Origin of the sequence: Micromonospora sp. SH-82 (assembly GCF_051132485.1) — a bacterium.
Lineage (GTDB): Bacteria > Actinomycetota > Actinomycetes > Mycobacteriales > Micromonosporaceae > Micromonospora.
Genome location: NZ_CP148049.1, coordinates 4,743,457 through 4,759,214 on the forward strand (window position 1 = coordinate 4,743,457; position 15,758 = coordinate 4,759,214).

A 15,758-nucleotide genomic window follows, 5' to 3' on the forward strand; every position below is an offset into this window, starting at 1 on the left:
GCATCATGCCGATCACACCGGACCAGATTTCCTACATCCTGACCATGGTGGAGGGCGACCACGCGGCGAACGACGAGATCGAGGCCCGGCTCGACCGCGACGGCTGGGACGGGTTCGACGTGCTCCTCGGGGCGGTCTTCTACCTCGCGGTGAACCGCCGCTTTCAACGAGGGGCCGACACTGGCGAGATCATCCGATTCGTCGCCGACATGCGAAGCACCACGACCGGCGGACCCGAGACCGACGCCAGCAGCGCGGAAATGCTGGTCAGCGGCGCCCTCGACCCGAGCCTCCCCACCGACGTCGAGCCCACGTCGACCGGCCGGATCCAGGGCCTCACCATCCTGTACGCCCTCGGCGACGGGGCCGTTTCGTCGAAAGAGCTGAACGCCATCCTGACAGAGGCCGCCACCCTGGCCGACCGCATCATCGAGTGCCGGTGACGGTAGGGCTAGCCGCGCGCGTGGCGCAGGAGCCGGAGTTGGCCGATCTCGGTGGCGTTCTTCATCAGCTCGGCGTTCACCCAGGCGATCATGTGCGCGACGGTGTGCGCGGGGTCGTCCTGCCAGGGAAAGGGCGCGGTAGCGTCGAGGTCCGCGTCGCCGAGCTGATCGAGAACCGACAACCACGCGGTACGCAGATCACGCAGCCACGCCACCGTCTGCTCGCCGTCCCCGGGCCACCCGACCTCGGTACGCTCCCGTGGCGTGCGCCCCTCGGCGTGGTCGACTGTCACCGTCCACCACCAGCCGATATGCCAGGTGATCCACCCGATCGTCGGGACGGGGATCGGATCGGGCTCGACGTCCGCCCAGTCCGGCACCCACCCACCGTCGGCACCCTGGCGCATCGTCCAGCAGTGCGGGGCGGGCTCCCAGAGGAAGTCCGCCGGCTCCAGCCGTTCCAGGTGGTACTCGAACAGCGACCAGGTCAGGTCGAACTGCCAACGCAGCAGGTCAAGGCGGGATGCAGACACCAGGCGACCCTGCCACATCCCCGTGGTCGGGGTCGAACGAGATCGTGCCGTCAACCTGCGGGTCGGGCGGAGACTGGCGGGTAGCTCGTCGGTTCCGTCCACTGCCGTCGACAGCTGAGGCGATCAGAACGGGCTGTGGCTGGGGTCGTACCAGTCGGCGGCGTTGTGCAGCAGCACCTTCCCGTTGACCCGGGTCAGCATCAGCCAGTCCCCGTTGAGGGTCAGCGCCGCATCCTCGGTCCGGTGCGCGAGCACGGTGGCGACGGTACGGAGCATGTGGCCCCGAGCCCCCTCACGGTCGGCGAACTTGTCCATGTAGAAGGTGACGTCGACACACCTGCCGGGCTCCCACCGCCACAACTGACCGTCGTCGCTCTCAGCCTCGTGCCAACCCTCACGGTCCTCGATGATGCTGACGCCGTAGCCCGGCTCGTCCTCGGTCGGCGTGCTCAGCAGCCGGTCACCGCCCGACGTCGTCGTCTCCTTCGCGTGTGGTGCGACAAGCGCCGCTACTTCGTCCAGCGACAACCCACCGGCGAGCGTCAACCGGTACTCGACCCCCATCGTCAGACCCCCTCGCCGTGATGCTGCCACCACGAGGGGCGGTGTCTGCGCAGCACGCCGTCGACCCTGGTCAGTAGCAGCCAATTCGCGTTCAGCACCAGAGCCGCGTCCTCCGGCTGACGTTCGAGAAGCTCCGACACGCTACGGAGCATGGCCGGGACACCTCGCTCGGCGATGACGTCCTTGCGCATAACGTAGTCGACTTGGAGGTAGGCGTCAGGCTCCCACACCCACACCGACCCGTCCTCGTCCTCCGCGTCGAAGTAGCCCCGCTGCCCGGAGAGGATGTCGATGCCGTACCCGAGCGTGTCGTCGAGACCAGACCGCAGCATCGGGCGGCCCGAGGTGGTTCGGGCATCGACCGCGTGTGGAGCGACCACCCGGGCAACGCGGCTCGGCGGGATGTCGCCAGCCAGGATCAGTCGAAAGTTGATCCCCATCTCATTCTGCCGTTCGCATGCCATCGATGTCGTAGTTCGGGTCGTGCCATTCGGCGGCGTTGTGTAGCAGCACCTGCCCGTTTACCCGGGTCAGCATCAGCCAGCCACCGTTGAGGATCAGCGCGGCATCCTCCGGCCGACTTCGGAGGACCTGATCGACCGTGCGAAGCATGTGCGGGCGTCCCTTCTCGGCGAGCACCTCCTTGTCCATGTGGAAGGTGATGTCGACACTCCGGGCAGGCTCCCACTGCCACATCTCGCCGCCGTCACTCTCGGCCTCGTAGTAGCCGTCGACAGTCGCGACGATGCTGACGACGTACCCGCTCTCCTTGTTTAGGCTGGCACTCAGCACCCTGTTGCCGGCGGGGGACCGACCCTCCGTCGCCCCAGGGGCGGCCAGGGCGGCTACCTCTTCGAGAGTGAGATCCCCGGCGAGGGTCAGTCGGTAGTCGACAGACACGTCACTGGTTCTGTTGATGATGCTGCCACCACGAGGGGCGGTGTCTGCGCAGCACGCCGTCGACCCTGGTCAACAACAGATAGTTCGCGTTCAGCACCAGAGCCGCGTCCTCCGGCTGACGGTCGAGAAGCTCCGACACACTGCGGAGCATAGCCGGGACACCTCGCTCGGCGATGACGTCCTTGCGCATCACGTAGTCGACCTGAAGGAAGGAGTCAGGCTCCCACACCCACACCGACCCGTCATCGTCCTCCGCGTCGAAGTAGCCCCGCTGCCCGGAGAGAATGTCGATGCCGTACCCAAGCGTGTCGTCGATTCCTGAGCTGAGCATGAGGTCACCCGAGGCGGTCTGGTCCTCGACCGCGTCGGGTGCGACAAGCTCAGCCACTCGACGGATCGAGATGTCACCAGCCAGGATCAGTCGGAACTCAATCCCCACCTCAACCGCCCTTCTCAGTGCCGTCGACGATCTGAATGATCCCACCGTCGCGTTTCACGGCCACCAACTCCTTGAGGTTTGGCACCGGCCAGTCGTCGAACTGCTTCTTCAACGCCTGCGGGTCGCCGCGCCAGTCCCCCAGGTGAAGCACCACCCGCTGGGTCTGCCGCTTCTTGACCTTCTGCCCTACCTCGTCCCAGACTCCCCGTAACGACTTCGACGGGCTGGGAGCGTAACAGTCGAAGACATGCCCTTCGACAAGATAGTCCGGCGTCTTCTTCAGATTCCCGGTGTCGCCGGTTGCCTCGCGCGCAGCTGTGACCTCTGGCCTCGTGGGGTTCTGCTGGACCTGGTAGCCCTCGGCAGCGACCCTGACGGCACAGTCGTTCTCCCGTTGCAGAGACCGTCGTACGTCGTCGTCCTCCTTCGGTCTGATGACCGTGCGGGGACCGGTCGGACGGCCGCCCCGGACACCCGTCGGCTTCCTGGACCAGGGTGGCAGGGGCGCGGGGTCGTTCGTCGTGTGGGTGACCGAGGACTTCGCGGGGTCCTCGGAGCGGATTGGGCTGGCCGGCGGAGTGTCGCCGCCAGCCCCGGTCAGTTTCCCTGGGCGCCGAGGCGGCGGGCGTGGTTCACGGTCGCCTCGACCGCCTGTTGGGCGCTGTGGGTGCGTTGCACCACCAGCACCAGGGTCTGCTTGATGCTGTCGAGAGCCTGCAGGAGAGGGCCGGGCTCTCCGCCCTGCAGGACGGCGGTGACGAGCTGCCTGGCAGTGTCGACGTGCCCGATCGTGGCGGTGCAGGACTCCCGGGCGGCGGTGACGCCCTGTTGCACCGGGCCGAGGGCGGCGATGGACTCCTGCGGGGTGGCCTCGCGGGACACCGCCGCCGTCGCCCTGGCCGCCTCACCGCCGGTGGTGGCGAGGGTGGCGAGGCCGCCCTGGATGCTGGCGATGGCGGAGCGTACCCGGGCGAGACCGGCGGCGACGGCGACGAACCCGGCACCGGCAGCCCGGGTGGCGATTCCCTGGGCCTGGTTGTCGGCGGCGGAGGCCAGGCTCTGCGCCCGCTCCACACCGGTGAGCAGAGTACGAAGCTCCCCGGTGACCTCCTCGACAGTAGACATGCGACACCTCGTACGGGTCGAAGAGCAGCGGGCGTGGAATGTGAAACATACCCGCTATACGCCACGGAGGCCGTGTGGTGCCCGATCGCTTCTCTGCCGAGGCTGGCGCGATCCGCGAGCTTCCGGTCTCAACGAACGTGTCGGCGCACCTCGGCGGTGAAGCGAGGCAGACCAGTGCGTTCGAGTATGGGAAGGAGACCTGCGATGGTGGTGGGTTGGCGTCGGTAGGAGGCAGCCTGATCCTCAAGCACACCGATCGTCAGGCCCGGGTACAAGTCGAGTTGGTCGAGTAGGAACTCATCCGGGTGAACAGCGAGGATGTCGTACGGCTTCAGCGTGTGCTCGGGGAAATCCCGAGTGTTGAAGGTGACGATGACTTCGGCGTTCGCGCGAACGGCCGCGGCAAGGACGTGCCGATCCTTCGGGTCGTTGAGCATGCCGTCAACGAGCGTCTCGTAGCCGGTGACCGCCGCGTCCGGGAACGAGCGGGTCATCTGGGCGATGCGCCGGTCGACTCGGTCAGCCGGGACCCCTGCTTCGACGACGTTACGCCTCAACTCCTCAAGAATGTCGGCCGACCACAAGGGTCGATACGCCTCATCCTCGGCCAGCCGGAGCAGGGTGTCGCAGAGGTAGGCAGGGTAGAGCACGCACGTGTCCAGCAGCGCGGGAAAGGCCACGACGCGTCTTACCTCACCGGGTTCGCTTGGGCGTGGCGGTCACGTCGTAGAGGTCGTCTTCCTCAGCGTCGGCCGCCATCTGGTCGAGAGTCTGCCGGCGTTCGCGACGGGTGCGTTCCCGATAGTCGAGGACATCACGAAGCATGACCCGGCGGTGCCGCCCTCGCATGGTGTGTGGAATCTGCCCGTCAGTCAACAACCGCACGACCGTCGGTCGCGAGATGTTGAGCAGATCGGCAGCTTCCTGGGTGGTGAGCATCGTGTTGTGGGGGGCGATCGAGATCGCCATGCCCTCGGACAGGGCGGTCACCACATCGCGGAGGACCCCGTACAGCTCGTCCGGGATGTCAAGGTGAGAACCGTCCGGCCCGACCAGTCTCGCCCGCGCGGACGGCTGTGCAGCCGCGAGGCCCCGGGCGAATCGTGCCAGGTCGGAGCTGTCCTTCGGCGGAAGGAGAGTGCGTTCACGGAGCGCCTGAGCCATGCCCCGACCCTACCACTATTCGAAAAAAGCGAACACGGTTTCGACGCGCGCGGCAAGGGGACGACTGTGCCGCAACCGGCACGATCAGTAAGCTTCCGATGGTCAAGCCGGCCGTGACAGCCGGGTCCGGCCTGGGGAGGCGGCATGGCTGTTCATCACGAGAAGGCCTTCGGGGACGCGATCGTGGCGTCGTTGCTCGCCAATGGGTGGGAGGATGGCCAGGCTGCCGACTACCGGCCCGACCTCGGGTTCGACACCGGGCAGCTCTTCACGTTCGTCGGCGCCACGCAGGCCGATGAGTGGGCGGAGCTGGTCACCTTCTACGGCGGTGACCAGATGGCCGCCCAGCGGGGGTTCGTCAAGCGGCTCGACCGGGCGATCGCCGACGACGGACTCCTCGCCGTGCTCCGCGACGGCGTGCGGGACAACAGCGTCCGGATCCGGGTGGCGTACTTCAAGCCGTCGCTGGTGGAGTCCGACGCGATCCTCGACGACTACCGGCGCAACCGGCTGACAGTGGTCCGGGAGTTGGCGTACGCGACGAAGCAGGCCGACCGGGGCAACCGGCTGGACCTGGCCCTGTTCCTCAACGGGATCCCGGTGGCCACCGCCGAGTTGAAGAACCCGCTCACCGGGTCGGGGGTGGAGCACGCCAAGGAGCAGTACCGCACCGACCGGGACCCCACCGAGCTGATCTTCGCCCGGCGGGTGGTCGCCAACTTCGCCGTCGACCCCGACCTGGTCTTCGTCACCACCGGGCTGCGCGGGAAGGCGACCAGGTTCCTGCCGTTCAACACCGGGTCGGCGGGGCCGGGACGACCGGGCGGCCAGGGCAACCCGCCTGCCACCGGGTACGGCCGGTACGCCACCTCCTACCTGTGGGAGGAGGTGTGGCAGCGGGACAACTGGCTGGACCTGCTGGAACGCTTCGTCCACCTGCACCGGGAGAAGGGCGCGGACGGACGTACCCGGAAGTCTTTGATCTTCCCCCGCTATCACCAGTGGCACGCGGTGAAGCAGTTGACGACCCACGCGGCCCGGCACGGGGCCGGGCAGCACTACCTGGTGATGGCCTCGGCGGGGTCGGGAAAGTCGAACACCATCGCCTGGCTCAGCCACCGGCTGTCGTCCCTGCACACACCGGTGGACGTGGCCGACCTCGACCCGACGGCCGTGGAAGCCGGGTTGAAACCCGGCATCCCCGTCTTCGACAAGGTCGTCATCATCACCGACCGACGCAACCTCGACTCGCAACTGCGCGAGACGATCGGGAGCTTCGAGCAGACAGCCGGTCTCGTCGTGAAGATCGACGAGGACCAGGGGGCGAAGTCCGAGCAGCTCGCCAAGGCGCTCTCCAAGGCCACCGGGAAGATCGTCACGGTGACCCTGCAGACCTTCCCCGCCCTGGTGGAGTACCTCAAGCGCAACCCCACCGAGATCCATGGCCGACGGTTCGCGATCGTCGTCGACGAGGCGCACTCCTCCCAGGCCGGTGAGGCCGCCGGAGCGGTCCGGGAGGTCCTGCGCGACCTCGGTCTGGACGCCGAGTCCGGTGACCCCGGTGCCACCAGCACACCCGCCGAACCCGACGTCGACGCGCGGCTCAAGCGCCGGGCACGCAACCGGCAGCGGGCCGCCAACCTCTCCTACTTCACGTTCACCGCCACTCCCAAGGACAAGACCCTCAAGGAGTTCGGCACCCGGGGCGAGGACGGGAAGTACCACCCGTTCCACACGTACTCGATGCGGCAGGCCATCGAGGAGGGGTTCATCCTCGACCCGCTGCGCAGCTACGTCACGTACGACACGTACTGGAAGCTGGTCAACGGCAACCCTGACGAGCGGAAGGTCGACCGGGCCAAGGCGAACCCCCTGCTCGCCCGGTACGCCCTCACCCACGACTCGACGGTCGCCCAGCACGCACAGGTGATCGTCGAGCACTTCTTCGCCCACACCGCCGGGCGGCTCGGTGGCCGGGCGAAGGCGATGGTGGTCACCGCCTCCCGGCAGAGTGCCGTGCAGATGGCCCGGTCGATCCGTAAGCACCTCGGCGACCGTGGCCTTCCCGATCCCGGCGTCCTGGTGGCCTTCTCCGGCACCCTCACCTACGACGGGGAGGAGATCACCGAGGCGAAGGAGAACGGCGGCCTGCCGGAGAAGGCCCTGCCCAAGGCGTTCGGGTACGCCCGCGCCGACGACCGGACCGGCGGCGCAGGGCAACCCGAGTACCGGATCCTGGTGGTGGCGGAGAAGTACCAGACCGGGTTCGACCAGCCCCTGCTCACCACGATGTACGTGGTGAAGAAGCTGACCGGGATCGCCGCCGTGCAGACCCTCTCCCGGCTCAACCGGACCGCCGACCGCAAGAACCAGGCGGACCTGGCGGTCCTCGACTTCTGCAACGAGGCCGAGGACATCCGGGAGGCGTTCCGACCGTACTTCGAGGAGGCGGCCACCCTCCCCTCGGACCCCAACCTGCTCTACAGCGGGCAGAGCCGGGTGATGTCCGCGCCGATCCTGGTCGGTGACGAGATGCAGGCCTTCGCCGCCGCCTGGTTCGCCGCCGACACCCAGGCCGCCGGGAACACCGCGAAGTGGGCGAAGCTGCACGCCGAGCTGTACCGGCACCTGGACCCGGCGGTCGGCCGGTTCGACGCCCTGCTCAACGGCGAGGACCCCGACGACCAGGCCACCGCCGAGACCTTCCGGGGCGACCTCAACGACTACGTCCGCAAGTACGGGTTCCTCTCCCGGATCGTCCCCTACCAGGATCCTGAGTTGGAGCGGCTCTACCTCTACGGACGGCACCTGCTCAACCGGCTGCCCCGCCGCGACGACGGCGGTGTCGACATCGGCGAGGTCGACCTCAGCCACCTGCGGGTCGAACGGACCGGAGAGCACGACGTCAGCCTCGTCCCGGAGGGGACGACCGACCTCCACGGGCTCGGCGACGGCTCCGCCGACGCCAAGGACCCGGAGAAGTCACTGCTCTCGGAGCTCATCGCCCGGTTCAACGACAGGTACGGCACCGAGTTCACCGACCAGGACGTCATCAAACCGTTCCACGAGGCCCTCGCCGACCCGAAGGTCCGCCTGGCGGCCGTCGCCAACGACGTGGAGAACTTCGGCCACGTCTTCGACCCGGTCTTCGAGGACAAGATGATGGACCACTTCGACACCACCGCCGAGATGGGCCGCAGGTACTTCGACCAGCAGCAGGACTTCCGCAGCTCGCTCAACCGCAGCGCGCGCAGCGCCGCCTGGCGGATGATCCGCGACCAGGAGGGGGTCGTCGACGACGCCGCCTGATCCGGATACCGTCCACACTCGACGACGACGGGTATCAGCTGGGGGATGACGTGCGGGCAGACCCGATCGCCGGGCGGTACGAACTGGTCGACGAGATCCGCTCCGGTGGCATGGGCCAGGTCTGGCGCGGCTACGACGCGGTCCTGGACCGCGAGGTCGCCGTCAAACTGATCCGGCCCGACGTCGTCTACTCCGCCGCACGGGCCGAGGAGTTCGCCAGACGGTTCCGCCGCGAGGCCCGGATCACCGCCCGGATCCGGCACCACGGCGTCCCCCAGGTGTACGACGCCGTCCTCGACACCACCTACGACCGGGTCTACCTGGTCATGGAGTACGTCCGCGGCACCCCCCTGCGGGCCTACGTCGACCCGGCGCGGCCGCTGCCGGTCGGCTGGGCCGCCGCCATCGCGGCACAGATCTGCACCGTCCTGTCCCACGCCCACGCCATCCCCGTCGTCCACCGGGACCTCAAACCCGACAACGTCCTGGTCTCCGACACCGGCGCGGTCAAGGTGCTCGACTTCGGCATCGCCGCGATCCTCGGCACCGACGTCACCCGGCTCACCGGCACCGGACACATGATCGGCACCCACCACTACATGTCCCCGGAGCAGATCCAGGGTGGCCCGATCACCCCGCAGAGCGACCTGTACGCCCTCGGGTGTGTGCTGCACGAACTGCTCTCCGGCCGGACCCTCTTCGACGGGGCGAACGAGTTCCAGCTCATGCGCCAGCACGTCGACGAACCACCACCGCCGCTGCGCCGACTCCGCCCGGACGTTCCCGAAGCACTGGAGCGGGCGGTCCTGGCGCTCACCGCCAAGGTGCCCGAACAACGGCCCCGCGACGCGTACGACGTCTACGAGCAGCTACTCCCCCTGCTCCCGGCGCCCGGATCGGCACCCCCGCAACGGGGACACCTCCCGGCCGGGGTGCCCGACCCCACACTGATGTACCGCAGACCCAACGCACCCCGATCGCGGACGCCCACCCCACCCTGGGCGTACCCGGTAGCCCACCGCCCGGGTTCCGGAGACCCCGCCACCGCCCTGCGCGCCGCCATCGACGACGCGGTGGCGCACTCCGGCGACCTGCTCGTCCAGGGCCGCTACACGCAGGCTGCGGAAGCACTGTGGCAGGTCATCGAACCCGCCGCAGCCGCCCTCGGCGTCGACCACCCCCGGGTCCTCGCCCTCCGCCAGCGACGGGCTGCGACCCTGGTCATCGGCGGCGACGTCCGCAGGGCACTCCCGGAGTTCGACGCACTGCACGCGGCTTTCGCCCGCACCGGTGGCCCAGCCGACCACGACGCGCTGGCCTGCCTGCGCCAAGCCGCCCACTGCCGGGCGGAGCTGGGTGAGGCGACCCTCGCACTGCGCCAGTTCCGACAGGTGCTGACCCACGTGCAGGCCACCGACGGGGACCTCTCCACCGACGCCCTGGAACTTCGCCGCGACATCTGCCGGCTGCTGCTCTCCGAAGGCGACCTCGACCAAGCGGCAGCCGAACTCGTGCCCCTGCACCAGGATCTCGCACTCCTGTACGGGCCGGGCCACGAGGAGACCCGGGAGATCGCCGAGATCCTCACCCGACTCCGGATCACCGGCGACGGCACGAAGTGAGCGTCGCACCTGCCGGCGGACCGACGACAGTCGCGCCACGCTGGGTGCGCCACGGGACCACACGGTGTGGTCCCGGGCCGTACTCTGACACCTCGGCGGATCCTCCACAGCCCCATCGGGAGAGGTGTCAGTTTGGAGCTGACGATCGAGACGGTACGGACCGGCTGGCAGCAGGCGTTGGATCTCTTCCAGGGCGGGCAGGCGGTCCGGATCGCCACCCGTCACGGGATCTCGTTCGACCTTCCCGGCCTCACCGTTCGACTCACCAATCCGAGCGATCTGAGCGCACCGGAGGGGTACCCCTACCCCGAGCTGATCAAGGACTATCGGGACCGGCTCTTCGGCAACCAGCGGGGCAGGTCACTGCTGTTCCAGCGGATGCGCCGATGGGGCGGCGACGAGGGCGAGGCGTTCGATCAGATTGGGCGGATCGTCGACCTGCTGCGACGTGATCCGACCTCCCGGTCGGCCGTGTTCTCCACCTGGTCACCCCCGTCCGACCTGAATGCGCCCTTCCCCGTCTCACCGGTGGGCGGAGCGGTCCGGGTGGTGGCCGACACGCTGCACCTGTTCGTGACCGCGCGCAGCGTCGACGTGTGGGTGGGGTTCGTGCCGGAACTGCTCGCCTTCGCGCAGCTCGCCTCCGACCTGTCGCAGGAGTTGGGCATGCGGCGCTCGACGGTCTCCTATCAGTGCTGGAGCGCCCACATATACGAAGTCGACCTGCTCAGCTATCTGACGAGGCGATGATGCAACGGTCACTCACGATGCTCGACAGCGGGCTGGTCGGCCACCGGACCATCGACCGGCTCCTCCAGGCAGTGATCTTCTTCGCCGACTCGATCGCGATCCGTTCGTCGTACGAGGTGGCTGCCGTCGACCGGGCAGACGCCAGACTCATCGAACGACGGATCGACGAACTGCGCGAACAGGGGTTCGTCAAGCTGTGGGCCCACGAGTACGAGGTGGACGACGCCGGCCGGGCAGGCAATCCCACCGACGGGGACGCCGTCCGCCGTCCGGCCGATCTCGTGGTCCCCGCGTCGACACTCGGAGTGAGTCTCGGCGAGATGGACGAGGTGATGCGGTCGATCCGGGAGTCGGCATACGGCCGGGAGCCTGGTGAGAGGTCACCCCTGCGGCAGGGCACAGCGGAGATCGTCGGACTCCGTAACCATCTCGCGTCGCTGGTCATCTCGGCCGAGTTGAACCAGGACGGCATGCTGACCAACCCGGCGGTACGCACCGCGCTGACCTCGACCTTCCGGGCGCGGCCGGGTGAGGGGTTCCAGGCGGCGGTGGTCCGCGAGGTGATCGGCCAACTCCAGTTGGGTTCCCTGGTGAACCTCACCGCCGAACAGGTGGAGACGTGCCGTCGATTCAGCGCCGACTTCCGTACTCTGCTCGACGAATCCGTGGTGGCGGTCGCCCGTGGGCTCGACCCGGTGATCAGCCCGGAGAACACGGCCCGGGAGCTGATGACCCGATACCGGGCGATCTCCACCGAGTACGCCCTGCCGCGCCTCGGCCCCCAGGTGGGCGGGGAGATCGTCTGGGACGTGCTCGGGGCCACCCTGCCGCCGAGCATCGTGCTGAAGTACGGCGTGAAGGCGTTCACCTGGCGGAAGATCGCCAAGGAGGTACGCCCGTACCTGCTGCTGATGCACCTGGAACGCGCCCTACGACAGCCGGAGGTAGGCCGATGAGACTCCTCCCCGCAGAAATCGGTGCCACCTCCTGCCGCCTCATCATCCAGGCGGGTGCGGATCTTTCGATCGAACGCAGCCTGAGGTGGCAGGTGCAGGCGACCGAGCCGGTGCCACTTCCGGAATTGTTTCGCCGTTTCGACGCCAGTGTGGTCGCCGACGAGACGTTCTCGTTGCCGGAGTCGACGAAGGCGCTGATCCCCCTCAGGTTCGCGATCCCCGACACCGTGTACCCATTCACGATCCTCTACCTGTGGATGGTGTCGAACGTCGATCAGCGGCCCGGTGTCACCAGATCCGACGATGCCGCGAACGCTCTCGTGTGGTACCTCCGAGTCGCCGCCCCCCATCTCGACTCGACCGAGGTCCGACGAATCCACCGCGCCCTTGACCGATTGCCGACTATCGATGTAGGAAAGGTGTCCGAGGCCGACGAGGGGTCCGACAGCTGACCCTCCCGAGGTCAAATCGGTCGCGCCCGGTGCGAGTCGATCACAGGTAGGGGTGTGTGCCCGTGGACGCTCACGTGGAACAGGTCGGCACGACGGTCATCTACCAGGACGACCACGTACGGGTATGGATACTCGATCTGCCGCCGCACGGCGCCTCCGAATGGCACGAGCACCACTGCGGGTACCGCTTCGTGGTCACCAAAACCGGCCCGGTCGCCACCGAGTACCGCGACGGCCGGTTGGAGCCGCAGAACGACCAGGTCGGTGACACCTCCTACCGGCAGCCGGACGAATCCCATCGGCTGGTCAACCTCGGTGACGGTCCCTACCAGAACGTGGTCATCGAGTTCCTGGGCTCGCGATGAGCAGCCGCCGTCCACAACAGGCGTTCGTCGAGTGGATAGCGTCGCTCCATCCAGACGTTCCCGAGGCCGCCGAGGCGATCAGCGCCTCGCTACAGGAGGCACCGGATCGGATCTCGAACGCCTACCGGGAGTTGCTCTCCGGCTATCGGACCGAACGCGACGACCTCATCAAGGTGACAGCCCACCTGGACCCCACCCGTGAGTACACCGGCCTGGTCGGCGCGCACGACATCCCGTTCGTCTCGCTCTGCGCACACCACTTCCTCCCTTTCTTCGGCCACGTACGGATGGTCTACGAGCCTGGCGGGCTCATCATCGGCATCGGCAAGATGCCGCGCCTGGTCGAGATGCGTACCCGTCGGTTCCAGATCCAGGAGTTCATCGCCCGCGACCTCTGCGACGACCTCATGGACGGCGCCCAGGCCAGGGGTGCCTTCGTGCAGACCTCCGCCCAGCACCTCTGTGTCTGCGGCCGTGGCCCGAACAAGCCGGGTGCGTGGAACACCACCACATATGCCCGGGGCAGCCTGAACGCCTGGCGGCACCTACCACCGGAGTCGGCCCTCGGACCACCGGGAGGACCGCGATGACGACCCGCTGGGCCGAACTGCTGCCGGCCGGCATCCAGGTCGTCGTCGCCGTACCGGACTCCCTGCTCGGCCCGGTCGTCGCCCGGGTCGTCGCCACCTCCACATTGGAGTACGTCCAGGTGGTGCACGAGTCGCAGGCGGTCGCGGTCGCCGCCGGGATGGGGCTGGCCGGACAGCAGGCACTGATCTGCATGGAGAACTCCGGACTGCGAGCCGCCGCCGAGACCATCGCCCGGCTCACGGTGCTGCACCAGATTCCCGTCCTCGCCCTGACGGCCCACCGAGGGGAGTTCGGTGATCCGAACTGGTGGGCACAGGACCACTCGCATCACATGTCCGGCCTGGCCACCCTCTTCGGAATACCCACCCGGGCGGCGAGCAGCACCGCCGAACTGACCGAGGCGCTGCGCGCCGGGATCGCCCTGACCGGCACCCGGATGCGCTCCGCCCTCGTCGTCGCCACCGCAGGTCTGCTCCGGGAACTACACCGTGAACTCGACTGAGGCGATCGGTGCCCTGCGTGCCCTGCTGGGAGAGGACGTGGTCGTCGTCTCCGGGGTCGGCCGGGCCACCTACGCCACCCTGCGCCACTGGCCCGGTCGTACCCTCCCGCTCGACGCCCTGGGCGACGTCCTTCCGGTTGCGCTCGGGGTCGCTGCCGCATTGCCACCGGCAGCCCGGACCCTCTCCATCGAAGGGGACGGCTCGCTGCTCTTCGGCATGGCGGGGCTCGCCACCTTGGCCACCATGCGCGAGCGGGTCGCACCCTTCACCGCCGTGGTCGTCGACAACGGCCGCTACGAGTCCGGCGGCGACGTCGCGTCCCGGCGCTTCCCACTGGACTGGGCCGCACTGGCCGGAGCGTTCGGACTCGGGTACGGCACTGCCGACCGGACCGATGAGGTCGCCGCCGCGCTGGCTGCGGCGACCTCCGTCGGGGTGCTGCGCCTCGTGGTGCACGACGACACACCCATGCCGCCACCGGCCTGGTCGGCCAACGGGCGGGAGGCGGTCTACGACTTCCGCCGGATGCTCGCCGCCCGTTGGGGCGTTCGGATCCCACCGGCTGCGACGAAGATCTGAGCCGGGACGGCCACGGCAGTGACGACGCTGGAGCCGACCGGCCGTGGCGGCCTCTACCGGGTGCCGCTAACTCCGGCGCGGGTCTTCGTCTCCACCTCCCCGTCCGGTCGCCGACTGCTCTGCGACTCGACGTCGGTCGGTGACGCCTTCCGGGCCGAGCTACGGCAGGCCTGCAGGCAGGCCGTGACCGACCTGGCGCTGGTCGACCCGGGCCTGGCGGACGCACTGGCCGCGACGACACCGGATGTGCTCACCATCCTGCGTGGTGGTCTGAACTTCGACCTACCCGGCGTCGTCGAGCAGGTCACCGGCCGCCCCTGCCGGGTCAGCTTCCTGAGCAGCCGGCGGGCCATCCGCGCCGGTGACGCCGTGGTGACCTCGGACGAGTACCGAAGAATCGACCTGGCCGGCTCGGCCGTCCTGTTCATCGGCGACATCACGGCCACCGGCCGGACGGTCACGAACGCGCTCACCGTCCTCGCGGACGTCCTGGAGCCCGAGGCGCTACCACCACGAATCGTCCTGGTCACGATCGGGACGATGCGGGCCGTGGAGCGGATCGATCATTTCGTCCGGCGGCTGGGGCAGGCTGACCGGTCGGTCCCCGAGGTCACCGTGATCGCGCTGGAGGGTCTGTTCGGGATCTACGATCAGACATACGGTCTTGCGCTTCATCTGGACCAGACGGACTTTGTCCGGCGTGGTGGACTGATCACTCCCGAGTTCACGCTGGCGTCTCGTCTCGACCCCGTCTCGGGGTTGGAACGATGCGTGATCTATGACGGCGGCCTGCGGGGTTTCTCGCCCGGCGAACACCTGGGCGAGCTACGCGAATACTGGACTCGGCTGGTGGCGGCTTTCTCCGTCCGCCCGGCGCTGATCGATCTGCACCGGCGGGTCAAGATTGACCAGGAAGGTGACATGGCGAGCCGACTTGACCGGTCCGAACTTCTTGACCGATGCTACGCCCACCGCGATCACATCGTCCGCGCTCATCGTCGGACCACCGGGAGTTGACTATGAAGTTCATCGACAAGCTCGCCTGGTTGAGAGTAGAGAATGGAAGAATTCTCAGCACCCGGTCCTATGGGAAAGACGTCTACTACATACCGGGTGGCAAACGGGAGGGCCAGGAATCCGACCACGAGGCATTGAAGCGGGAGATCCAGGAAGAGCTCTGCGTCGAACTGGTCGACGACACCATCGAGTTGGCCGAGGTCTTCGAAGCCCAGGCGCACGGTAAGGCCGAAGGCGTCACCGTCCGGATGACCTGCTACCGCGCCGAGTATCTGGGTGACATGAAGCCGGGTGCCGAGATCGAAGAGGTGCGGTGGCTCGACTACTCCGGCCGGGAGCAGTCCTCCCCGGTGGACAGACTGATCTTCGACTGGCTCCGGGCCAGAGGAGAGCTATGACGACCCGAGCGCAGGGTGCACCGGGAACGGGCACCCGCAACGGTGGGG

21 protein-coding genes are annotated in these 15,758 nt (G+C 68.1%); 12 read left to right on the forward strand and 9 right to left on the reverse strand.

Translation table 11 applies throughout. The annotated features are described in order from the left end of the window. Positions 1 to 5: 5 nt before the first annotated feature. Positions 6 to 443: a hypothetical protein gene (locus WHN02_RS20990; RefSeq protein ID WP_434740411.1), complete on the forward strand. Its 438-nt coding sequence runs from the start codon at positions 6 to 8 to the stop codon at positions 441 to 443. 8 nt (positions 444 to 451) lie between these two features. Here the strand turns inward: WHN02_RS20990 and WHN02_RS20995 are convergent, their stop codons facing one another. The 9 genes from WHN02_RS20995 to WHN02_RS21035 form a co-directional block, all read right to left on the reverse strand. Next, the gene (locus WHN02_RS20995) at positions 452 to 976 is read right to left on the reverse strand and encodes a DinB family protein (RefSeq protein ID WP_434740412.1); all 525 of its coding nucleotides are present in this window, start codon (positions 974 to 976) and stop codon (positions 452 to 454) included. Between the two features lie 123 nt (positions 977 to 1,099). After that, on the reverse strand, positions 1,100 to 1,540 hold the full coding sequence (locus WHN02_RS21000) for a SitI3 family protein (RefSeq protein WP_434740413.1): 441 nt from the start codon (positions 1,538 to 1,540) through the stop codon (positions 1,100 to 1,102). A gap of 2 nt (positions 1,541 to 1,542) precedes the next feature. Further along, complete coding sequence (locus WHN02_RS21005; protein WP_434740414.1) at positions 1,543 to 2,004, reverse strand: SitI3 family protein; 462 nt, start codon at positions 2,002 to 2,004, stop codon at positions 1,543 to 1,545. Then, positions 1,982 to 2,440: a SitI3 family protein gene (locus tag WHN02_RS21010; RefSeq protein WP_434740415.1), complete on the reverse strand. Its 459-nt coding sequence runs from the start codon at positions 2,438 to 2,440 to the stop codon at positions 1,982 to 1,984. The genes WHN02_RS21005 and WHN02_RS21010 overlap by 23 nt, the downstream gene beginning before the upstream one ends. Before the next feature lies 1 nt (position 2,441). Next, positions 2,442 to 2,879, reverse strand: a complete 438-nt coding sequence (locus WHN02_RS21015) for a SitI3 family protein (protein WP_434740416.1) — start codon at positions 2,877 to 2,879, stop codon at positions 2,442 to 2,444. Between the two features lies 1 nt (position 2,880). Continuing rightward, positions 2,881 to 3,315, reverse strand: coding sequence for a hypothetical protein (locus WHN02_RS21020; protein ID WP_434744020.1), 435 nt, complete (start codon positions 3,313 to 3,315; stop codon positions 2,881 to 2,883). Between the two features lie 161 nt (positions 3,316 to 3,476). Next, on the reverse strand, positions 3,477 to 4,004 hold the full coding sequence (locus WHN02_RS21025) for a DUF6244 family protein (protein ID WP_434740417.1): 528 nt from the start codon (positions 4,002 to 4,004) through the stop codon (positions 3,477 to 3,479). A gap of 128 nt (positions 4,005 to 4,132) precedes the next feature. Next, positions 4,133 to 4,684 (reverse strand): PIN domain-containing protein, encoded by a 552-nt coding sequence (locus tag WHN02_RS21030; protein ID WP_434740418.1) that lies wholly within the window; start codon positions 4,682 to 4,684, stop codon positions 4,133 to 4,135. A gap of 13 nt (positions 4,685 to 4,697) precedes the next feature. Next, entirely contained in the window at positions 4,698 to 5,168 is a 471-nt protein-coding gene (locus WHN02_RS21035) for a helix-turn-helix domain-containing protein (protein ID WP_434740419.1), read from the reverse strand. A 144-nt stretch (positions 5,169 to 5,312) separates the two neighbouring features. Here WHN02_RS21035 and WHN02_RS21040 point away from each other — a divergent pair, with 144 nt between their 5' ends. The 11 genes from WHN02_RS21040 to WHN02_RS21090 all read left to right on the forward strand — a co-directional run bounded on the left by WHN02_RS21040 (position 5,313) and on the right by WHN02_RS21090 (position 15,710). Further along, positions 5,313 to 8,477, forward strand: a complete 3,165-nt coding sequence (locus tag WHN02_RS21040; protein WP_434740420.1) for a type I restriction endonuclease subunit R — start codon at positions 5,313 to 5,315, stop codon at positions 8,475 to 8,477. 50 nt (positions 8,478 to 8,527) lie between these two features. Next, positions 8,528 to 10,099, forward strand: coding sequence for a protein kinase domain-containing protein (locus WHN02_RS21045; RefSeq protein ID WP_434740421.1), 1,572 nt, complete (start codon positions 8,528 to 8,530; stop codon positions 10,097 to 10,099). 132 nt (positions 10,100 to 10,231) lie between these two features. After that, positions 10,232 to 10,849, forward strand: coding sequence for a thymidylate synthase (locus tag WHN02_RS21050; RefSeq protein WP_350898140.1), 618 nt, complete (start codon positions 10,232 to 10,234; stop codon positions 10,847 to 10,849). Continuing rightward, positions 10,849 to 11,805 (forward strand): hypothetical protein, encoded by a 957-nt coding sequence (locus tag WHN02_RS21055; RefSeq protein ID WP_434740422.1) that lies wholly within the window; start codon positions 10,849 to 10,851, stop codon positions 11,803 to 11,805. Before WHN02_RS21050 ends, WHN02_RS21055 begins: the two co-directional genes overlap by 1 nt. Then, a complete protein-coding gene (locus WHN02_RS21060; RefSeq protein WP_434740423.1) occupies positions 11,802 to 12,257 on the forward strand; it encodes a hypothetical protein in 456 nt (151 codons plus the stop codon). Before WHN02_RS21055 ends, WHN02_RS21060 begins: the two co-directional genes overlap by 4 nt. Positions 12,258 to 12,319: 62 nt before the next feature. After that, entirely contained in the window at positions 12,320 to 12,622 is a 303-nt protein-coding gene (locus tag WHN02_RS21065) for a hypothetical protein (protein ID WP_434740424.1), read from the forward strand. Continuing rightward, positions 12,619 to 13,212 (forward strand): GTP cyclohydrolase I, encoded by a 594-nt coding sequence (locus tag WHN02_RS21070; RefSeq protein ID WP_434740425.1) that lies wholly within the window; start codon positions 12,619 to 12,621, stop codon positions 13,210 to 13,212. Before WHN02_RS21065 ends, WHN02_RS21070 begins: the two co-directional genes overlap by 4 nt. Further along, complete coding sequence (locus tag WHN02_RS21075; RefSeq protein WP_434740426.1) at positions 13,209 to 13,715, forward strand: thiamine pyrophosphate-binding protein; 507 nt, start codon at positions 13,209 to 13,211, stop codon at positions 13,713 to 13,715. The genes WHN02_RS21070 and WHN02_RS21075 overlap by 4 nt, the downstream gene beginning before the upstream one ends. Further along, the gene (locus WHN02_RS21080; protein WP_434740427.1) at positions 13,702 to 14,295 is read left to right on the forward strand and encodes a thiamine pyrophosphate-dependent enzyme; all 594 of its coding nucleotides are present in this window, start codon (positions 13,702 to 13,704) and stop codon (positions 14,293 to 14,295) included. The genes WHN02_RS21075 and WHN02_RS21080 overlap by 14 nt, the downstream gene beginning before the upstream one ends. Positions 14,296 to 14,313: 18 nt before the next feature. Then, the gene (locus WHN02_RS21085) at positions 14,314 to 15,312 is read left to right on the forward strand and encodes a hypothetical protein (RefSeq protein WP_434740428.1); all 999 of its coding nucleotides are present in this window, start codon (positions 14,314 to 14,316) and stop codon (positions 15,310 to 15,312) included. A gap of 2 nt (positions 15,313 to 15,314) precedes the next feature. Next, positions 15,315 to 15,710, forward strand: a complete 396-nt coding sequence (locus tag WHN02_RS21090; protein WP_350898132.1) for an NUDIX hydrolase — start codon at positions 15,315 to 15,317, stop codon at positions 15,708 to 15,710. The last annotated feature ends 48 nt before the right edge of the window (positions 15,711 to 15,758 follow it).

Bases quoted from the DNA above. Each gene is read 5' to 3' on its own strand.
- WHN02_RS20990 (WP_434740411.1), top strand. From the start codon at position 6: ATGCCGATCACACCGGACCAGATTTCCTACATCCTGACCATGGTGGAG.
- WHN02_RS21005 (WP_434740414.1), bottom strand. From the start codon at position 2,004: ATGGCATGCGAACGGCAGAATGAGATGGGGATCAACTTTCGACTGATC.
- WHN02_RS21070 (WP_434740425.1), top strand. From the start codon at position 12,619: ATGAGCAGCCGCCGTCCACAACAGGCGTTCGTCGAGTGGATAGCGTCG.
- WHN02_RS21055 (WP_434740422.1), top strand. From the start codon at position 10,849: ATGCAACGGTCACTCACGATGCTCGACAGCGGGCTGGTCGGCCACCGG.
- WHN02_RS21090 (WP_350898132.1), top strand. From the start codon at position 15,315: ATGAAGTTCATCGACAAGCTCGCCTGGTTGAGAGTAGAGAATGGAAGA.
- WHN02_RS21040 (WP_434740420.1), top strand. From the start codon at position 5,313: ATGGCTGTTCATCACGAGAAGGCCTTCGGGGACGCGATCGTGGCGTCG.
- WHN02_RS21060 (WP_434740423.1), top strand. From the start codon at position 11,802: ATGAGACTCCTCCCCGCAGAAATCGGTGCCACCTCCTGCCGCCTCATC.
- WHN02_RS21025 (WP_434740417.1), bottom strand. From the start codon at position 4,004: ATGTCTACTGTCGAGGAGGTCACCGGGGAGCTTCGTACTCTGCTCACC.
- WHN02_RS21075 (WP_434740426.1), top strand. From the start codon at position 13,209: ATGACGACCCGCTGGGCCGAACTGCTGCCGGCCGGCATCCAGGTCGTC.
- WHN02_RS21035 (WP_434740419.1), bottom strand. From the start codon at position 5,168: ATGGCTCAGGCGCTCCGTGAACGCACTCTCCTTCCGCCGAAGGACAGC.
- WHN02_RS21000 (WP_434740413.1), bottom strand. From the start codon at position 1,540: ATGGGGGTCGAGTACCGGTTGACGCTCGCCGGTGGGTTGTCGCTGGAC.